We start from the raw sequence: 15122 nt of genomic DNA, 5'->3' as shown, positions 1-15122 counted from the left end.
GGGGCTGACGCGGAGGGGCTATTCGATGTTGGCGTGCCGGGGCCAGAGTTCATCGGCACTCTGCCCGCTGCGCTTCCACAGGGAATCGAACAGGGCGTCTCCGAGAACGACCACGGCCTGCTCGAAGAGGCTGCCCGCGTACTGGGCCGACGCAGAACCAGTCCGGTCGAGCTTTGCAGCGGCGGGCACAACGATGACGGCTGAGGCGTATTGCGCCAGGGGGGAGTCGTCAGCCGTGGTGATGACTGCCACCTGGGCTCCCGCGACGACAGCCACGTTGGCGGCGCGCACGATTCCACCGGTGGCGCCCGAGCCGCTCGCGGTGAGCAGGAGGTCGTTCGCACCGATCGCTGGCGCCGTGACCTCTCCCACCACGTGCACCTCGAGGCCGAGGTGCATCAGCCTCATCGCCGTCATCTGCAGGGCGAGCCCTGAGCGCCCCGCACCGAGAACGAATACGCGCGAGGAGCCCTCGATGAGGTCGGCAACGCGTTCCAGTGGGGTCGACGTATTCTCCCCCGAAGCGAGCTGGTCGATCACGGCGCCGAGCTCATCGCCGATACGCGTCAGGGAGGGGCCGACACCGGTCTGCAGAACATCCATGCCTTCATGCTTCCGCGCCGGTGCTCGAAAGGCACCCGCCGGATCAGCGGGTTATACCTACCCGAAAGAGTAGGTCGGCTTGAGCGGGTAGGTTGAGGGTATGGGTGAACACACCGAGCTCGACTCTCCCGCCTCCCGACAGTCCCTGCTCGAGCATGCGCGCACGGTGGCGGAACAGGCCGATCGCCATGCGGTGACGCTGGAGTCGCTGCTTGCCGTTCTCCGATCGACTCGCCTCGACGACCGGGCGGCGAGAACCCTGTCGATCGACATCGCGACCACCGCGCTCGTCGGGCTCCGCATGGTGACAGACGAGCAGCGCAGCAGCATGCTCGAGCCCGTCGCCGGTGCATTCGCCCGCCTGCGCAGCGACCTGCGCCCGCTCGAGAGGTTCGGTGACCTCGACGTGCAGTTCATCGAGCCCCCCACGACCGGCCGCGCGCTGCCCGGGGAAGTCGCGCATTCAGCACGAGCGATCGTCAGGAGCGCCGTGCTCGCCCTCGTCTACCAGCGCGATACCCGACGGGTGCGCATCCAGTGGGATTGCGATGGCCTCAACCTGCTGATCGGAATCCGCGATGACGGGGCCGGTGAACTGACGGCGCACGACGATTCGCTGCGGCCCATTGCGGAGCGGGTCTCTGCCCTTGATGGCGAACTGCAGGTTTCATCGACGCCCGGCTGGGGATCATCCCTCGACATCCGGCTGCCACTGGACCCTCCTGCCGAGCCCGACAGGTTCGTCGAACACGTCGAACTGTCTGGGCGTGAACGCGAGGTGCTCCAACTCGTCGCCACCGGTGCGCGCAACAGCGAAATCGCTCTGAACCTGGGGATCAGCGAGAACACCGTCAAATTCCACGTGTCGAATCTCCTGCGAAAGGCCGGTGTCTCGACTCGAACCGAGCTTGCGGCCTTGGTGAAGCACTGATCGGCGTACTCCCGTCAAATCGAGCGCGTCACACCGAACCCCTCATCACACCACCCTGACACCCCGTCGCCAGACACCGTGAGTGAGCGGCACCCCGGGACGATAGGCCAGATGGGTCGCCGAGGGGGCGTCGAGAGCGTGCAGGTCGGCCCGGTGCCCGACGACGATCGAGCCCACGGCGTCGAGGCCGGCCTCGCGCCCCAGTGCGAGGGCGCCGTTGCGCGTCGCGGCACGAACGGCTTCGTCGACGCTGAGCCCCATCTGCAGCACCGCGGTGGCAACGCAGTACGCCATGGAGCTCGTGTACGACGTGCCAGGGTTGCAATTGGTCGCGATCGCCACCTCGACACCCGCATCGAGAAGGCGGCGCGCGGGGGCGAGGGGCGCCTTGGTCGAGAGGTCGCAGGCAGGGAGCACGGTTGCCACGGTGCCCTGTCGCCCGGCCCAGCTGCCACTGAGGGCCTCGAGGTCTTCTGCCGACACGTAGTTGCAGTGATCGACGCTCGATGCCCCCAGCTCGACGGCAAGCCGGATGCCCCCGCCGTGGCCCAACTGGTTGCCGTGCACCCTCAGCCCGAGCCCGGCGTCGCGAGCGGCAGTGAGAACGCGGCGTGACTGGTCGACCGAGAAGGCTCCGCGTTCGCAGAACACGTCGGCCCAGCGCACGAACGGGAGCACAGCATCCAGCATCTCACCGCACACGAGGTCGACGTACTCGTCGGAGTCGAGGCCATCGGGCACGAGGTGGGCGCCGAGAAAGGTCGACTCGTCGACTTCGTCGTGGGCGATGGATGCACTGCGCTCCTCGTCGCGCACGGTGAGGCCGTAGCCGGTCTTCGTCTCGAGGTAGGTCGTTCCCTGCGACACGGCCTCGGCCACCCGGGCCCTGGCCAGCCGGCCGAGTTCTGAGTCGCCGATCTGTCGTGTGGCATTCGTTGTGACGGCGATCCCGCCCGCGGTGTAGCTCTCGCCTGCCATGCGCGCTTCGAACTCGCGGGTGCGATCTCCGGCGAAGATCAGATGACTGTGCGAATCGACCCAGCCCGGCAGAACGGCCCGGCCATCGAGGCGCGTCACGGTGTCTGCCGCAGGGGGCCGCGACGACGACCCGATCCAGGCGATTCTGCCCTGGTCGACGACCACCGCTGCATTGCGGAGCACGCTGTGCTCGGCATCCTGGGTCATCAGTTCGCCGATCTCTGTGATGAGTTCGCTCATCTTCTGCCTCTCGCGCTTTCGAAGAACGCCCCGATGTCGCCCAGCGTCTCGTGTACGCCTCGACGGGCGACACGCTCGGCACCGATCACGACGCTCATGACGTCTGCGGCCGTGCCGGTCATCACGATCTGTCCGAGCTCACTTCCTGATGTTCGGGCGCTACCCGGGTCGACCTCGATAAAGTCGCACGGCTGCCCGGGTTCGATCAGGCCGACCGGCCGCCCGACGCTCGCGGAGCCGCCGGATCCCATTGCCGCGAGCAGTTCCTGCGGGCTGAAGCGCCCCCGTTGCCCGGAGGCGAGTCGTTCGCCGTATTCGAGCCCGCGCGCCTCGAGGAACGGGTCGATAACGGCATGCTGGTCGGTGCCGAGCGCGATCCGCACGCCCGCGTCGCGAAGTGCCCGTGCGGGGCCGATCCCATCCCCGAGGTCTGCCTCGGTCGTGGGGCACATCACCACGGTGCCTCCAGCTTCACCGAGCAGCCCCACATCGTTCGGGGTGAGGTGGGTGGCATGCACCGCCGAGAGGGTCGGGCGAAGGAGGCCGACATCGTGCAGCAGCTCCGTCGGCGTGCGCCCTGTGGCCTCGCGGCAGGCGTCGTTTTCCGCGGGTTGTTCCGAGAGGTGGATGTGAAGGGGGAGCCTGGGGTCGAGTTCGCCCGCCAGGATTTCGAGCGCCTCGACGGGAACCGCACGCACCGAGTGAACAGCTGCACCCACGGAGACGAACCGATCATCGAACTCGTCTGACAGCGAAGCGCCCAGCGAGCGGTGCCGGTCGAGCCAGGCCCGCACAGTACCGTCGCCGAACCGGCGCTGCCCCGGGCTCAGCGGCTGCCCGAACCCGCCCGCGAGATAACAGGTGTCGAGCAGCGTGAGTCGGATGCCCGCCGTTGTCGCTGCGCGGGCCAGGGCTTGCTCGAATGCGTGCGGATGGCCGTACGGGGAGCCGTCTGTGCGGTGATGCACATAGTGGAATTCAGCAACCGAGGTCCACCCCGCCGCGACCATCTCGCCGTACACGGCGGTGGCGATTGCCTCGTACCTGTCGGGTTCGAGCGCGTCGGCCTCTTTGTACATCAGTTCCCGCCAGGTCCAGAAGCTGCCGCCATCGGCGTGCGTGCGGCCCCGCAGCAGGCGATGAAAAGCATGCGAGTGCGCGTTCACGGCGCCTGGGTAGACAACGCCGCCCAGAACCACATCGCCAGCGGCGCACGGCGTATCGGTGTCGACCGCAGAGATCGTGCCGTCGGCGGCCGCGGTGATACGCACGTTCTCGCGGATCGCACCCCGCACCCAGGCATTTCTCGCCCAGTATGCCCGGCCATCCTCGCTCACGGCACAGCCGATCCCGGCGTGTGCTGTTTAGCTGCGTCCGTGACGCGGATGCACTCGAAACGGCTCACTGTCAGCCCCGATGCATCGGGACGGTGATGCCGAGACGCTCAGCAGCGTCGATGGCTTCTTCATAGCCTGCGTCTGCGTGCCGAAGAACGGCCGACGCCGGGTCATTCCAGAGCAGCCGCGCGAGCTTCTCGGCGGCCAGGGGGGTACCGTCGGCCACGGAGACCTGCCCGGCATGGATCGACCGGCCGATGCCGACACCGCCGCCGTGGTGGATCGAGACCCACGTCGCGCCGGAGGCTGTGGCGAGCAGGGCATTGAGCAGGGGCCAGTCGGCAACCGCGTCCGAACCGTCTTTCATCGCCTCCGTCTCCCGGTAGGGAGAGGCGACCGATCCACCATCGAGGTGATCGCGGCCGATAACGATCGGGGCGGTGATCTCGCCCGAAGCCACGAGTTCGTTGAACTTCAGGGCGGCCAGGTGCCGCTCGCCGGCACCCAGCCAACAGATGCGGGCGGGCAGTCCCTGGTAGTGCACCTTCTCCTGGGCCATGGTTATCCAGCGATGCAGCGTCTCGTTCTCGGGGAAGAGCTCGAGAATCGCCTGGTCAGTGCGCTCGATGTCGGCTGGATCACCCGAGAGGGCGACCCAGCGGAACGGGCCCTTACCCTCGGCGAACAGCGGCCTGATGTATGCGGGAACGAATCCCGGGAACGCAAAAGCGCGGTCGTATCCTGCTGTCTTCGCCTCTGTGCGGATGTTGTTTCCGTAGTCGAATACTTCAGAACCGAGGTCGAGAAAGCCCACCATCGCCTCCACCTGGAGACGCATCGAGCGCCGAGACTGCTCGACGAAGAGTGCGGAATCGGCTTCGCGGGCCGACTTCCATTCATCGAAGGCCACCTCGACCGGGAGATACGACAGAGGGTCATGGGCCGAAGTCTGGTCGGTCACGACATCGATCGGCGCCTTGCGCGCGAGCAGGGCGGGAAATATCTCTGCGGCATTGCCGAGCAGCCCGATGCTGAGCGGCTCGCCCGCGTCGCGGGCCTGCGTCGCGAGCCGGAGGGCATCGTCGATGTCGGCGGCCTGCACATCGAGGTACTCGTGTTCGATTCGACGCTTGATTCGCGAGTCATCGACATCGACGCAGATCGCGACACCCCCGTTCATGGTGACGGCGAGAGGCTGTGCACCACCCATCCCTCCCAATCCTCCGGTGAGGGTGATCGTTCCGGCGAGGGTGCCGCCGAAGCGCTGGCGTGCCACTTCGGCAAAGGTCTCATAGGTGCCACCTAGAATGCCCTGCGTGCCGATGTAGATCCACGATCCGGCCGTCATCTGGCCGTACATCATCAGGCCCTGGCGTTCGAGCTCGCGAAAGTACGCCCAGTTCGCCCAGTCGCCCACGAGATTCGAATTGGCGATGATGACCCGCGGAGCCCACTCGTGGGTGCGAAGCACGCCGACCGGCTTGCCCGACTGCACGATGAGGGTCTCGTCGGATTCGAGCTCGGTGAGGCACTTCACGATCGAGTCGTAGGCATCCCAGCTGCGGGCGGCCCTGCCTGTACCGCCGTACACCACAAGGTCATCCGGGTGTTCGGCGACTTCGGGATCGAGGTTGTTCATGAGCATGCGCATCACGGCCTCCTGGGGCCAGGCTTTCGCGGTGAGGATGCTCCCGCGTGCGGCGCGGACGGGGCGGGCTTGAGAATCGACCATGACACCATCTCACCGCAGATCCGGCGATTCGGCCCCACCAATTCACACCAGTTGTCCCACATCTTGGACAGTCCGCCGCATCAGGCAGGCACCGGGGAACCAACGCGGGCGCATGATGGAGGCATGCCGACACCCCACGTCATTCGCTTCACGCAGCTCTCCCCCACCTCCTGGGCAAACGGAGCAGGCACCACGACAGAAGTGCTTCGAAGCCCGGCGACCGGCGAATTCGACGTGCGACTGTCGATTGCCACGGTGGGTGCGGCAGCACCCTTCTCCCCGCTCCCCGGCATCGACAGGGCGCTCATGGTTCTCGCCACCGAAGGCCTGGATCTCGTCGTCGACGGCTCGGCCGTGTCGCTCGCCCAGTACGAGGTGCTCACGTTCGGCGGCGAGGCAGCGGTCTCCGTGGCGGGAGGCCCCGACGGTCACGACCTGAACCTCATGGTGCGGCACGGCACGGGCACACCGGTGCTCGAAGCGGTCAAGGTCGACGGCCGCTACGAGTCGCCCGCCGATACCGTCGCCATTGTCGTACTCGACGGCTCGCTCTCAGCGCTCGGTGCGCCACTGGCGTTCGGAGACACGATCTTCGGCGGCACGGTCGCCATCAGGGGAACCGGCGTCGTTGCTGTCGCCTCGATCAGGCCGCAGTAACGTCGCCCAGCAGGGCGTCTATGGCGTCGGTGAAAGCCTCGAGCAGGCCAGGCTCGCCCAGCGAGACCCGGATTCCCTCGCCGGCGAATACGCGCGTGCTCATTCCGCGCTCGGCGCAAAGCGCCCCGAGCGTCTGGCTCGCGTCTCCGAGGGGGAGCCAGACGAAGTTCGACCGGGAGTCGGTGTGCGCGACTCCACGCTGGTCGAGCATCCTGACAAGCGCTGCGCGCTGGTCGATCACGGCGCACACGATCGCTTCCCGATAGGCCTGGTCGCCGATGGCAGCCACAGCGGCGGCGGCGGTCAGGGCGCTGACGGGAAACGGCGGGAGCACCTTGCGCAGGGAACCGATGACCTTCGGATGGGCAACGACGTATCCCATTCGCAGGCCCGCCAGCCCGTAGGCCTTCGAGAAGGTTCGGAGCACCGCCAGATTCGCATGTGCGGCGAGCAGTTCACGACTGCGCGGCGGGTCGGCGGAGTCGTCGAAGTCGAGGTAGGCCTCGTCGAGCACCACCAGCACGCGCGGCGGCACCTGCGCGAGGAACCTTATGATCGCGGTGTGCGTCAGGGCGACACCCGTCGGATTGTTCGGTGTGCACACGATCACGGCTGCTGTGGAGGCGTTCACCGCGGCCGCCATCGCGTCGAGGTCGTGGCCTCCGTCGGGGGTGTTCGGCACCAGGACCGGCTCTGCACCAGCCGTGCGGATGCAGATCGGGTAAGCCTCGTAGCTTCGCCAGGCGGCCACCACCGTCGAACCCGGCGTGCAGTACGCCAGGAGCAGATAGTTGAGCAGCGAGAGCGAACCGTCTGCGACAGCGACCTCGGATTCGTCTGCGCCGAGGTGATCGGCGATGGCCCGGGCGACCTCGGTGGCACCCAGGAGCGGATACCGGTTCGCCGTCTCCAGGCGGGCGAGCACCGCCGCCTTCACCAGGCTCGACACGCCATCTGGCGCTTCGTTCGACGACGCGCGTATCGAAACGGGAACTGCGCTCGCCGGGGCGGAGGAGTACGCGGGAATCGCAGCGAGCGCGGCTCGAGGTGCGGGCAGCTGCGCCGAGAGGGTGCGTGCAGACCAGCCCGATGTCGGCCCGGTCATACGAGTTCGGCGGCGCCGGAGGCCGCGTCGAGGATCGCGTCTGAGACCACCAGTTCAACGAGTGCGGCGATGTCTGGGGCGAGAAAGCGGTCGGGGCCCGGCCCCGCGACGCGCTCGCGGATACGGGCGACCACGGCTGCACTCACGGGGCCCGGGAGCGCAGGAGATCGCAGGTCGATGGCTCGGGATGCCGTGAGCAACTCGATGGCGATGACCCTCTGGGCTCCGTCGATCGCTCGGCGGAGTTTGCGGGCGGCCGACCATCCCATCGACACGTGGTCCTCTTGCATCGCGCTGGAGGGGATCGAATCCACGCTGGCGGGCACAGCCAGGCGCTTCAGCTCACTCACGATCGCCGCCTGGGTGTACTGGGCGATCATCAGGCCGGAATCCACGCCGGGATCACCAGCCAGGAACGGCGGAAGGCCGTGGCTCCGGGCCGGGTCGAGCGAGCGATCGGTACGCCGTTCGGAGATCGAGGCCAGGTCGGCCACCGCGATGGCGATGAAGTCAAGCACGTAGCCGAGCGGTGCCCCGTGGAAATTGCCGTTCGATTCCACGCGCCCGTCGAGCGTGACGACGGGATTGTCGACGGCACTCTCGAGTTCCCGCCCCGCCACGACGGCGGCGTGCTCGAGGGTGTCGCGCACGGCACCGTGCACCTGCGGTGCGCAGCGGAGCGAATAGGCATCCTGCACCCGGAGGAAGGATTCTGCGCCCTCGGCGATGATCGGGCTGCCGGCGAGGACGGCACGCATGTTGGCGGCGCTCGCAGCCTGCCCAGGATGCGGCCGCAGAGCCTGCAGGTCGGCGGCGAAGACCGCGTCAGTGCCCCGGAGACCTTCGATGCTCATCGCCGCGGCGATGTCGGCGAGCGTCACGAGCCTGCGCAGGTCGGTGATGGCCAGCACGAGCATGCCGAGCATGCCGTCGGTGCCGTTGATCAGCGCAAGGCCCTCCTTCTCCCGCAGCGACACCGAGTTCACACCCGCCGCGGCCAGAGCCTCACTCGCGGGCATGGCGATTCCCTCGGCGTCACGCACGTCGCCTTCGCCCATGATCATGAGCGCACAGTGTGCCAGCGGAGACAGGTCTCCCGAGCATCCGAGGCTCCCGTACTCACCGAGGATCGGGGTGATGCCGGCGTTGAGCGCGGCGGCATATGCCTCTGCGACGAGGGGGCGCACCCCGGTGCGACCGGTGGCCAGCGTGGAGAGTCGCAGCAGCATGAGCGCCCGCACCACTTCGCGCTCGACTTCGGTGCCGCTCGACGCAGCGTGGGAGCGAACGAGCGATTGCTGGAGGCGTTCCCGCATCGCGACCGGGATCGACTTCGATGCGAGTGCTCCGAACCCGGTCGAGACGCCGTAGTGCGGCACGGAGTCTTCAGCGAGGCGGTCGATGACCGCGCGACTTCGTGCCATCTCTTCAAGCGACGCCTCGGCCAGGGTGACCTGGGCGCCCCGCCGTGCGACAGCGACGACGTCGTCGAATGACAGCGGGCCGATTCCGACTTCGACACGCCGTGATCTGACGTCGCCGACGGCACTCGAGGTGATGGTCATGAGGTAGTCCTTCCGGTTTGCGGGAACACGCTGCCCGGGCTGAGTAGTGCGTGGGGATCGAGGGCTGCTTTGATCGCTCGCATCACCGGCAGGGAGTCTCCGTGCTCGAGTTCGAGGGAGTGCACCTTGCCCACTCCGATGCCGTGCTCGCCTGTCGACGTGCCGTCCATCGAGAGTGCTCGCACAATCAGCCGGTCGTTGAGGGCGACTGCCTTCGCCCAGACGTCTCCGTCTCCTTCGGGGAGCACGATCGCCAGGTGGAAGTTGCCGTCGCCCACGTGACCGACGATGGGGGCGAGCAGGCCGCTCGCCTCGACGTCGACGATCGTCGCTTCGATGCACTCGGCCAAGCGGGAGATCGGTACGCAGACATCTGTCGACCAGGTGCTCGCACCGGCGATGAGGGCTCCGGCCGCCGGCAGGGCATCGACCCGCGCTCGCCAGATCTCGTCGGCCTCGGCCTTCCCGGTCGTTGTGCGGACACCGATGGCCCCCGCCTCCTCGGCGAGCACCCGAAGGGTCGCACCATCTTCGGCGATGCCGGCAGGTCGCCCCTGCACCTCGAAGAACAGGGTGGGCAGCTCGCTGAACGTCGTTCCACAGTAGCGGTTGATGGCGACGATCTGCGCCGTGTCGGCGAGCTCGACCCGCGAGATCGGCACCTCCCGCTTGAGGGCCTGGTAGACCACGCCGGTCGCCTGCGACATCGTCTCGAAACTGCAGATCAGTGTCACGCTGGCCTCTGGCACGCCGACCACCCGAACGATCGCCTCGGTCACGATGCCGAGGGTACCTTCCGCACCGATCATGAGATGCGTGAGGTCGTACCCAGCAGCCGACTTCCTGGTGCGTGACCCCGTTCGGATGACACTCCCGTCGGCGAGCACCACGGTGAGCCCGAGCACATTCTCGCGGATGGTGCCGTAGCGCACGGCGTTCATTCCGCTGGCGCGGGTGGAGATCATCCCGCCGATCGAAGCGTCGACGCCGGGGCCGGCTGCGAAGAAGAGCCCGTGCGGCTCCAGTGCCGTATTCAGCTCACTCTTCATCACTCCCGCCTGCACGACGGCATCGAAGTCGCCGTCGTGAATCGCAATGATCCGGTTCATCGGGCTGAGATCGAGCACCACGCTGCCCGCCACCGCGTTCGCGCCTCCTTCGAGCCCCGTTCCAGCGCCCCGTGGCACCATCGGCACTCGGTGGAGTGCACAGACCGCCACGGCTGCCGACACGTCTTCGGTCGAGCGACACGTGACAACAGCGATCGGAGTGGCACTCGAGTGATGCGACCTGTCGTGCGACTTCGCTTGGAGCACGGTCGGTTCTGTCGAAACCGCACCGAGGGGCAGCAGTGCACGAAGCGCCGAGACGACACCCTCCGCCTCGGTGGTCTTCGTCATACGTGCTGCTCCTCGCGTGGATCGACGTTCAGTGGTCAGGGAACAATCATCAGCGCTGGGCCGGTGCCAGAGGGCACATTGAGTGGGATTCTGTCTGAGAAATCGGACACGCCCTCACCGGGGACGCCGCGCCTGAACGACGCGTGTTGGATGCCCGGGGTACCGCCCGGCGCGCCTCATACGCGTGAATCGCCCGGAACCCCGTACGTGGGTGAGGCATCAGGAGTCAGGGCGCGGCTGATGTAGGCATCGCGCTGCGGCAGCCAGATTTCGACGAGGGTTCGGAGATCGTCCAGGGGGTCCTCTGACCAGTCCACGCGCAGGTCGGTCACTCGCCAGCCGTGACCGTCGATGACCGACAGCCCCGCAGAGTGTACGGGCCCCGCCTCTCCCCCTTCAGTCATCGCAGCCTCGAATGCCGCGAGCAATCGCACTTCGATGGCCCCGGAACTGGCATGCCAGGCCTCGACGAGCTGCCGGGGCACGTCGGGGGTGGCGAGCATGTTGCCAGCGGCAGCGGCTCCCCCTTCGGCGTGCTCGCCGACGATTCCAAGTGCGTTCGAGCCGGAGTGAATCGCCGTGTTGCCCGAGGTGTCGACGACCACCAGCTGGCGCCACTGCATCTCAGGTGACGAGGAGACCAGCGAAGCAAGGGCGATTGGTGCGGTCAGCCCTTGGGCGAGCAGGTCGAGAAGGCGCGGCCCGAGTCTCGGGTCGGTGACGTTCTGTGACAAGACTCCGCCCGTTCCGTCACCCAGGTGAACGCACCGCGCTGCCACCGCAGGCGATGATGAACAGATGACGGCTCCGATCGCTCCAGTCGCACCGTCGCGGGCCACGAGGCTGAAGGTCACAGCGGCGTCGCAGCTGTCGCCGCTGTCGAAGCGCTGGGCAGAACGGCGGTCACGTCGATCTCGACGAGCCACTCGGGTCTCGCCAGGGCCGACACCACGATTCCCGTGCTGACCGGGTACACGCCGCGAAGCCACGCACCCATCACCCGGTAGACCGTTTCGCGGTACCTGACGTCGACGAGGTAGACGACAACCTTGACCACATCCTCGAGGGTTCCTCCGGCCTCCCCGATGAGCATGGCGACGTTGGCCATCGCCTTCTCCGCCTGCGCTTCGACATCGCCGATTCCCACCGATTCACGGGTGTCGAGATCCTGCCCGATCTGACCGCGGATGTATACCATTCCGTTGGCGACGACCGCCTGGCACAGATCATTGTCCAGGTTCTGTTCGGGGTAGGTGTCGCGGGTGTTGAAGGGGCGAATTCGGGTGTGGTGCATGGCGGGGATCAGTTCCTTCCGTAGGCGGCATAACTCTGCTGGATCTGGATCCGGTCGGCGACATACTTCGCGTCGTGCCACACGCCCCAGATGAAACTCGAACCGCGGCCCGACAACCACGGCAGGCCGAGGAAGTAGACACCGGGTTCGCTGGAGACACCGCGCACGTGCTGCGGCCGGCCCGATTGATCGAAGGCGTCCACCTTGAGCCAGGTGAAATCGGTGGTGTAGCCCGTCGCCCAGACGATGGACGTGACGCCCGCTGGGGCAAGGTCGAGCTCCTCCAGGGGGGTCGTCGCGCTTTCGGGGTAGGGCCCGAGAACGTGAGCCTCCGGTTCCCTGGCCAGATCGAGGCCGTTCCGTTCCACGTAGGCGTCTGCCTCGCGCAGAACCGAGAGGTAGTTGGCATCCCCGCTGGCCATGTTCTCCAGCAGGTCATCGCTGAAGTGCACCGTGCCTTCGTGGTAGCCAGTTGTGGGCCCGACCAGGGTGATCCCCGCTGCTGCGAGGTCACGCAGGTCGATCGTGTGGCCGCCGTGGGCTCCACTGACGGCGATCGTCACATGGTCGGCCCCAGCAGGAGGGGTCGGCGCCTCCCACTTGCCGAGAACGCCGAGCCACCAGACGTTGTCACGGCCCCGGTAGCGCCGCGGCGGCCGGTCATGACGCCCCACAGAGAGGTAGACCTCGCGCCCTGCAGCTCGAAGTTCTGAGGCGATCTGCACGCCCGAACTGCCGGCGCCGACAACGAGCACGGCTCCCTCGGACAGCAGCTCGGGATTTCGGTAGTCAGCCGAGTGGATCTGCGTGACGCCGGCCGAAGCCGGCACGATGCGCGGGATGGCCGGCGTCTGGAAGGGCCCGGTCGCCGCAACAACGTAGCGTGCGTAGAGGCTTCCCGCAGTCGTCTCGACGGTGAACCCGGGGTGGCCGCTGCGCCGCCTGACACTTGTCACTTCGACGCCGCACTCGATGGGGGCGTTGATCTGGTTCGCGTAGGCCTCGAAGTAGTCGGCGACATCGGATTTCGCCGCGAAGGCGTCCTGGTCCCCCTCGAAAGCACGACCGGGAAACCTGTCGTGCCAGGCTGGCCCGTTCGCGACCAGGGAGTCCCACCGCCCAGAGCGCCATTTCTCCGCGATGCGGGAGCGCTCGAACACGCGATGAGAGATGCCCGCTCTGCCCAGGTGTTCGCTCATCGCGACACCGGCCTGCCCGGCTCCCACCACGACCACATCGACGCTGTTGCCCTCCAGACGGGCCGTCAACTGGTCCTCGCTGCCCACGACGGAACCGGAAAGCCCGTCGTGTGCTGGCGATCGGGCACAGGCCCGTGCATCCGGCGCGTGAGTTCATCGGCTGCACGCACGACCTCGCGGGCGATCTCGTCACGGCGGCCCTCTCCGCGCCTGGTGGGGAATGATGCCGTCACGGCCGCCACGGGGCGATCGGTCCTGTCGAAGGCGGCCGCGGCGATGCAGGTGATGCCGTCCGTCACGGTGTCGGCCTCGACCGACCAGCCACGGAGGGCGTCTTCGGCCAGCAGCGCGCGCAGTTCGCGCAGCGAGTGCGGGCCGCGACCACCGCGTGTTCCGAAGGTGTCAGCGTCGGAGAACCACGCCAGAACCTCGGGCCGCGGGAGGGCTGCGAGCATGGCACGCCCCGACGCCGTGAGATGAGCCGGCAGGTGCACACCCGGGTCGCTCACGAGCGAGACGGGCCGCCGGGGTTGCTCCTTCGCAAGGTAGACGATCTCGCTGCCCTGCAGAATGGAGAGAGTGGCCGACTCGCCGACCGTACGCGCCAGTCGAACAAGCAACGGTTGGGCGAGGTTCTCCAGCGAAGAACGGCGAGAGTACGAACTGCCGAGTTCGAAGATGCCGTCTCCCAGGGCGAAGCCGGCGACATCGGCGACGTGCACCACCAGCCCCTCATCGACCAGCACCTGCAACAGCTGGTACATGCTCGAGCGGGGCATACTCAGCGAGCGTGCCAGGGCGCCGGCCGAAACCAGCCTGGTCGACGTGCCGAGCAGGCGAAGCACGGCAATACAGTTTCGAACGGCCGGCATCCGCGGTCCGGGTTGCTCGCGCGGCGGTTCTGGCTTGACAATCGACATACAGGCTCCTCAACGCAGGGTCTTGTACAGACTCACCCGTCGAAGTACATCAGTCAAATAGTGAAATACGATGATTCGCATCTATTCAATCGATGCACGAACCCAGGCGAAATCTGGGCGTAACAATACCCGGAGGTTCAGCGCTGACGATCAGCGAAGACCTCCCGGATGATCCCCGCAATCGCTGCCGCCCGCGCCGACTGTCTCGTGCCCTGCATGGTGGTGATGACGATCGGCAATGGTTCGACCGGGTCACTGATCTGCACCGCCGCGACCACGCCACCGTCGTACGCGAGGGCGTGCGCCGGCTGCTGGTTCAGAATCGAGAAGCCGTGGCCGTGCGCGACCATCGCGCGCACGGTCTCGAAGCTCGGTGTACGGTGACGGATCTCGGGCTCGAACCCGACCGAGCCCAGTAGTGCGAGGAAGTATTCCCGGGAATGGGGCAGATCGAGCAGCACCAGCTTCTCGCGGCCCAGTTCGCGGAGGCCGATGCTCTCTCGCTGGGCGAGTGGATGATCGGCAGCCAGCAGTACGTACGGCGGCGTCGCCTCGACAACCTCTCGCACCAGGTCGTCACCGATGCCGAAGTCGTACCCGAGCGCAAGCTCGACCCGCCCTTCGCGCAGCGCCTGTGCGGCAGACTGCGCATCCATCTCCTCGACCTCGACGAGCAATTCGGGGAATCGCACCTTCGACCGTGAAAGCACCTCGGGGAGCACGAATGGTGCGATCGTGACGAAGAAGCCGATCCGCACCGTGCCGCGTGGTTCACCGTCGGTGTCTCTCGCTGCGTCGATCGCCGCATCGAGTCCGGTGAGCAGGGTGCGCACATCGTCGAGCAGTCGGCGGCCGGCCGGAGTGAGGGCGAGGCCCTTCGCACGCCGGCGGATGAAGAGTTGTGCACCCGCCCGCGCCTCGAGCTGGGCTATCGCAGACGAGACGGCCGATTGGGCGACGAACTTCTCTTCAGCGGCGGCAGTCATCGAGAGATGCTCGGCCGCCGCCACGAAATAACGCAGTTGTGCGAGGGTGATTTCGAGACGATGCGTCACCCACCCGAGTATCGCACGGTGTCGCGGAGGGATGGCGATCAGGGGCTCTGGGAGTCCCGAATGTATCGACCATGTTTCGTGTCCATAAATTCGGATTGTCTGTGCT

The 15122-nt window shown here is 67.0% G+C and carries 14 protein-coding genes; 2 read left to right on the top strand and 12 right to left on the bottom strand.

Annotated features, from left to right (window positions below; all coding sequences use genetic code 11):
• Positions 1-18: 18 nt before the first annotated feature.
• Positions 19-603, bottom strand: coding sequence for a 6-phospho-3-hexuloisomerase (gene hxlB / locus JOE66_RS01740; RefSeq protein ID WP_205106431.1), 585 nt, complete (start codon positions 601-603; stop codon positions 19-21).
• A 100-nt stretch (positions 604-703) separates the two neighbouring features.
• Here hxlB and JOE66_RS01735 point away from each other — a divergent pair, with 100 nt between their 5' ends.
• Positions 704-1534: a helix-turn-helix transcriptional regulator gene (locus tag JOE66_RS01735; RefSeq protein ID WP_205106430.1), complete on the top strand. Its 831-nt coding sequence runs from the start codon at positions 704-706 to the stop codon at positions 1532-1534.
• 45 nt (positions 1535-1579) lie between these two features.
• On the opposite strand, the gene hutI is transcribed toward JOE66_RS01735, so the two are convergent.
• From hutI to hutU, 3 genes are all read right to left on the bottom strand, one after another.
• A complete protein-coding gene (gene hutI / locus JOE66_RS01730; RefSeq protein WP_205106429.1) occupies positions 1580-2752 on the bottom strand; it encodes an imidazolonepropionase in 1173 nt (390 codons plus the stop codon).
• Positions 2749-4089, bottom strand: coding sequence for a formimidoylglutamate deiminase (locus JOE66_RS01725; protein WP_205106428.1), 1341 nt, complete (start codon positions 4087-4089; stop codon positions 2749-2751). The genes hutI and JOE66_RS01725 overlap by 4 nt, the downstream gene beginning before the upstream one ends.
• A 70-nt stretch (positions 4090-4159) precedes the next feature.
• Entirely contained in the window at positions 4160-5821 is a 1662-nt protein-coding gene (hutU, locus tag JOE66_RS01720; protein ID WP_205106427.1) for a urocanate hydratase, read from the bottom strand.
• 123 nt (positions 5822-5944) lie between these two features.
• Between hutU and JOE66_RS01715 the strand changes: the two genes are divergently transcribed.
• On the top strand, positions 5945-6478 hold the full coding sequence (locus JOE66_RS01715; RefSeq protein ID WP_205106426.1) for a HutD/Ves family protein: 534 nt from the start codon (positions 5945-5947) through the stop codon (positions 6476-6478).
• Here the strand turns inward: JOE66_RS01715 and JOE66_RS01710 are convergent.
• The 8 genes from JOE66_RS01710 to JOE66_RS01675 all read right to left on the bottom strand — a co-directional run bounded on the left by JOE66_RS01710 (position 6465) and on the right by JOE66_RS01675 (position 15016).
• A complete protein-coding gene (locus JOE66_RS01710; protein ID WP_205106425.1) occupies positions 6465-7583 on the bottom strand; it encodes an aminotransferase class I/II-fold pyridoxal phosphate-dependent enzyme in 1119 nt (372 codons plus the stop codon). The two genes, JOE66_RS01715 and JOE66_RS01710, sit on opposite strands and share 14 nt — an antisense overlap.
• On the bottom strand, positions 7580-9148 hold the full coding sequence (hutH, locus tag JOE66_RS01705) for a histidine ammonia-lyase (RefSeq protein ID WP_205106424.1): 1569 nt from the start codon (positions 9146-9148) through the stop codon (positions 7580-7582). The genes JOE66_RS01710 and hutH overlap by 4 nt, the downstream gene beginning before the upstream one ends.
• Entirely contained in the window at positions 9145-10548 is a 1404-nt protein-coding gene (locus tag JOE66_RS01700) for an FAD-binding oxidoreductase (RefSeq protein ID WP_205106423.1), read from the bottom strand. The genes hutH and JOE66_RS01700 overlap by 4 nt, the downstream gene beginning before the upstream one ends.
• A gap of 176 nt (positions 10549-10724) precedes the next feature.
• Positions 10725-11402 (bottom strand): DUF1028 domain-containing protein, encoded by a 678-nt coding sequence (locus tag JOE66_RS01695; RefSeq protein ID WP_205106422.1) that lies wholly within the window; start codon positions 11400-11402, stop codon positions 10725-10727.
• Positions 11399-11842, bottom strand: coding sequence for a RidA family protein (locus tag JOE66_RS01690; protein WP_205106421.1), 444 nt, complete (start codon positions 11840-11842; stop codon positions 11399-11401). Before JOE66_RS01690 ends, JOE66_RS01695 begins: the two co-directional genes overlap by 4 nt.
• 8 nt (positions 11843-11850) lie before the next feature.
• Positions 11851-13128 carry a flavin-containing monooxygenase gene (locus tag JOE66_RS01685; RefSeq protein WP_307827002.1) on the bottom strand — a complete coding sequence of 426 codons (1278 nt, stop codon included), beginning with the start codon at positions 13126-13128 and terminating at the stop codon, positions 11851-11853.
• Positions 13107-13961, bottom strand: coding sequence for an IclR family transcriptional regulator (locus JOE66_RS01680; protein WP_205106420.1), 855 nt, complete (start codon positions 13959-13961; stop codon positions 13107-13109). The genes JOE66_RS01685 and JOE66_RS01680 overlap by 22 nt, the downstream gene beginning before the upstream one ends.
• Before the next feature lie 137 nt (positions 13962-14098).
• A complete protein-coding gene (locus JOE66_RS01675; protein WP_205106419.1) occupies positions 14099-15016 on the bottom strand; it encodes a LysR substrate-binding domain-containing protein in 918 nt (305 codons plus the stop codon).
• Positions 15017-15122: the final 106 nt, after the last annotated feature.

Origin of the sequence: Subtercola frigoramans (assembly GCF_016907385.1) — a bacterium.
In the GTDB taxonomy this organism is placed as follows: Bacteria; Actinomycetota; Actinomycetes; order Actinomycetales; family Microbacteriaceae; genus Subtercola; species Subtercola frigoramans.
This window is presented reverse-complemented; position numbering and strand designations above follow the sequence as displayed.

Excerpts from the sequence above, each read along its gene's own strand:
- hxlB (WP_205106431.1), bottom strand. The coding sequence starts at position 603 with ATGGATGTTCTGCAGACCGGTGTCGGCCCCTCCCTGACGCGTATCGGC.
- JOE66_RS01735 (WP_205106430.1), top strand. The coding sequence starts at position 704 with ATGGGTGAACACACCGAGCTCGACTCTCCCGCCTCCCGACAGTCCCTG.
- hutI (WP_205106429.1), bottom strand. The coding sequence starts at position 2,752 with ATGAGCGAACTCATCACAGAGATCGGCGAACTGATGACCCAGGATGCC.
- hutU (WP_205106427.1), bottom strand. The coding sequence starts at position 5,821 with ATGGTCGATTCTCAAGCCCGCCCCGTCCGCGCCGCACGCGGGAGCATC.
- JOE66_RS01715 (WP_205106426.1), top strand. The coding sequence starts at position 5,945 with ATGCCGACACCCCACGTCATTCGCTTCACGCAGCTCTCCCCCACCTCC.
- JOE66_RS01710 (WP_205106425.1), bottom strand. The coding sequence starts at position 7,583 with ATGACCGGGCCGACATCGGGCTGGTCTGCACGCACCCTCTCGGCGCAG.
- hutH (WP_205106424.1), bottom strand. The coding sequence starts at position 9,148 with ATGACCATCACCTCGAGTGCCGTCGGCGACGTCAGATCACGGCGTGTC.
- JOE66_RS01700 (WP_205106423.1), bottom strand. The coding sequence starts at position 10,548 with ATGACGAAGACCACCGAGGCGGAGGGTGTCGTCTCGGCGCTTCGTGCA.
- JOE66_RS01690 (WP_205106421.1), bottom strand. The coding sequence starts at position 11,842 with ATGCACCACACCCGAATTCGCCCCTTCAACACCCGCGACACCTACCCC.
- JOE66_RS01680 (WP_205106420.1), bottom strand. The coding sequence starts at position 13,961 with ATGTCGATTGTCAAGCCAGAACCGCCGCGCGAGCAACCCGGACCGCGG.